The 3,418-nt window shown below is 55.7% G+C and carries 2 protein-coding genes; both read right to left on the bottom strand.

Annotation, left to right across the window (positions count from 1 at the left end):
* Window positions 1–45 precede the first annotated feature (45 nt).
* The gene (gene aceE / locus ERD80_RS21695) at window positions 46–2,712 is read right to left on the bottom strand and encodes a pyruvate dehydrogenase (acetyl-transferring), homodimeric type (RefSeq protein WP_021507538.1); all 2,667 of its coding nucleotides are present in this window, start codon (window positions 2,710–2,712) and stop codon (window positions 46–48) included.
* A gap of 126 nt (window positions 2,713–2,838) precedes the next feature.
* Window positions 2,839–3,418 (bottom strand): pyruvate dehydrogenase complex transcriptional repressor PdhR (gene pdhR, locus ERD80_RS21690; RefSeq protein WP_136548506.1); only part of this gene is annotated, 580 nt, incomplete at its 5' end.

The raw sequence follows: 3,418 nt of genomic DNA, 5'->3' as shown, positions 1-3,418 counted from the left end.
CGATATCCGGTACGTTAATTTCGATAGCCATTACTCTCTTACCTCTTAAGCCAGACGCGGGTTAACTTTATCGGCATCGATGTTGAATTTCGCGATCGCATCCGCCACCACTTTCTTCTCGATTTCGCCGCGTTTAGCCAGTTCACCCAGGGCTGCAACCACTACGTATGACGCATCCACTTCGAAGTGGTGACGCAGGTTTTCGCGGCTGTCTGAACGGCCGAAACCATCGGTACCCAGCACGCGATAATCGCTGGCTGGCACGTAGCTGCGAACCTGCTCTGCGAACAGCTTCATGTAGTCGGTCGATGCCACCGCCGGCGCGTCGTTCATCACCTGAGCGATGTACGGTACGCGTGGAGTCTCCGTTGGGTGCAGCATGTTCCAGCGCTCACAATCCTGGCCGTCGCGTGCCAGCTCGGTGAACGAGGTCACGCTGTAGACGTCAGAACCGATGCCGTAATCCTTCGCCAGGATCTGTGCCGCTTCGCGCACGTGACGCAGGATAGAACCTGAGCCCAGCAGCTGCACTTTGCCTTTGCTGCCTTCTACCGTCTCCAGCTTGTAGATACCCTTACGGATACCCTCTTCCGCACCCTGCGGCATCGCAGGCATGTGGTAGTTTTCGTTCAGCGTGGTGATGTAGTAGTAAATATTTTCCTGCGCTTCACCGTACATACGTACCAGACCGTCATGCATGATGACTGCCACTTCGTACGCGTAAGACGGATCGTAAGAGATACAGTTCGGGATAGTCAGCGACTGAATGTGGCTGTGACCATCTTCGTGCTGCAGACCTTCGCCGTTCAGCGTGGTACGACCGGACGTGCCGCCCACCAGGAAGCCGCGCGCCTGCTGGTCGCCTGCCAGCCACATCAGATCGCCGATGCGCTGGAAACCAAACATCGAATAGTAGATGTAGAACGGAATCATCGGCAGGTTGTTGGTGCTGTAAGAGGTCGCCGCCGCCAGCCAGGAAGACCCTGCGCCCAGCTCGTTGATCCCTTCCTGCAGAATCTGGCCTTTCTCGTCTTCTTTATAGTAAGCAACCTGCTCACGGTCCTGCGGCGTATACTGCTGGCCGTTCGGGCTGTAGATACCAATCTGACGGAACAGACCTTCCATACCAAAGGTACGCGCTTCGTCCGCGAGGATCGGCACCAGACGATCTTTGATCGACTTGTTCTTCAGCATCACGTTCAGCGCACGCACGAAGGCAATGGTGGTAGAGATCTCTTTGCTCTGCTCTTCCAGCAGCGCACTGAACTCTTCCAGCGCCGGCATTTCCAGCTTTTCGCTGAACTCAGCCTGACGGGTTGGCAGGTAGCCACCCAGCTTCTCGCGCTGGCCGTGCAGGTAGTTGTACTCTTCTGAGCCTTTTTCGAAGGTCACATACGGCAGCTGTTCGATCTTGTCGTCAGCCACTGGCACGTTGAAGCGATCGCGGATGTAGCGAACGCCATCCATGTTCATCTTCTTAACCTGGTGCGCGATGTTTTTACCTTCCGCAGTGTCACCCATACCATAGCCTTTAATGGTATGCGCCAGGATCAGCGTTGGCTGACCTTTGGTCTCCTGCGCTTTCTTCAGTGCCGCGTAGATTTTCTTCGGATCGTGACCACCACGGTTCAGGGCGAAGATCTCTTCGTCTGACCAGTCTTTCACCAGCGCTGCGGTCTCCGGGTATTTACCGAAGAAGTGCTCGCGCACGTACGCACCGTCGCGTGATTTGAAGGTCTGATAGTCGCCGTCAACGGTTTCGTTCATCAGCTGAATCAGCTTGCCGCTGGTGTCTTTCTTCAGCAACTCGTCCCAGCGTCCGCCCCAGATCACTTTGATCACGTTCCAGCCAGCACCGGCAAAGATGCCTTCCAGCTCGTTGATGATCTTACCGTTACCGGTGACCGGACCGTCGAGGCGCTGCAGGTTACAGTTGATGATGAACACCAGGTTATCCAGCTTCTCACGGGTAGCGATGGTGATCGCCCCTTTGGATTCTGGTTCGTCCATCTCGCCATCGCCAAGGAAGGCGTAAACGGTCTGCTTAGAGGTATCTTTCAGGCCGCGGTGTTCCAGATATTTCAGGAACTTCGCCTGATAGATGGCGTTCAGTGGGCCGAGACCCATCGACACGGTCGGGAACTGCCAGAAGTCCGGCATCAGTTTTGGATGCGGATAGGAAGAGAGACCGTTGCCGTGGACTTCCTGACGGAAGTTGTTCATCTGCTCTTCAGTCAGACGTCCTTCAAGGAACGCACGCGAGTAGATGCCCGGAGAAATGTGGCCCTGGAAATAGACCAGATCGCCGCCATCCTGCTCGCTACGCGCGCGGAAGAAGTGGTTGAAGCACACTTCATAAATGGTGGCAGAAGACTGGAAAGACGACAGGTGACCACCCAGCTCCAGATCTTTCTTCGACGCACGCAGAACCGACATAATGGCGTTCCAGCGGATTGCGGAACGGATACGACGTTCAAGAGAGGTGTTCCCCGGATATTCCGGCTCATCTTCGACCGCAATGGAGTTGATGTAGTTGCTGACGGCGTTGCCGCCCGCTGCCACTTTCACACCGCCTTTGCGTGCAGCACTCAATACCTGATCAATCAGATACTGCGCGCGCTCAACACCTTCTTCACGGATGACCGATTCGATCGCCTGTAGCCAGTCACGAGTTTCGATCGGATCCACGTCATTCTGTAAACGTTCTGACATGGGGTGTATTCCTTATCTGTGTCTAATACGTTGAATTATCAGGAGCCTGTCTGCTTGTGCTTTGCTTCTGATTCACAGCACAAGAAGACAGGCCCGTCGTTTATGTCGCACGTTCATTGCCGTGCGTTATTCCTTACGTTGCTGTAAACGACGCAGGGAGCGTTCACGACGGCTCTGCTCCCGACTTCTGTCCAGCAAGATTTCCTCAATGAACGCCAGGTGACGATGGGATGCCTCGCGTGCTTGTTCTGGCTCACGAGCCACAATCGCCTCAAAGATACTGGCGCGGTGACCGCTCACTTTCGCCAGCATTTCGCGGCGAGCGTAGAGCAATTCGAAATTCTGACGGACGTTCTGTTCCAGCATAGGGCCCATCGAACGCAGCAAATGCAGCAGCACCACATTATGGGCGGCTTCTGTGACAGCGATCTGATACTTCATGACCGCATCGGCCTCAGCATCTAAATCGCCGCTGTCCTGCGCCTGCTGGATGTTGACGTGACAGTCGCGAATACGCTGCAGGTCTTCATCGGTGCCGCGCAGCGCAGCGTAGTAGGCCGCAACGCCTTCCAGCGCGTGGCGGGTTTCCAGCAGGTCAAACTGGGATTCAGGATGTTCAGCAAGCAGGCCGACCAGCGGGTCGCTCAGGCTTTGCCAGAGGTTCTGCTGTACGAAGGTGCCACCACCCTGACGGCGCAGCAGCAGG

Origin of the sequence: Pantoea sp. R102, assembly GCF_004916815.1 — a bacterium.
Lineage (GTDB): Bacteria > Pseudomonadota > Gammaproteobacteria > Enterobacterales > Enterobacteriaceae > Pantoea > Pantoea dispersa.
Note: the sequence above shows the minus strand (reverse complement) of the source record. Positions and strands in the feature narration are given on the sequence as shown.

Bases quoted from the DNA above. Each gene is read 5' to 3' on its own strand.
- aceE (WP_021507538.1), bottom strand. From the start codon at position 2,712: ATGTCAGAACGTTTACAGAATGACGTGGATCCGATCGAAACTCGTGAC.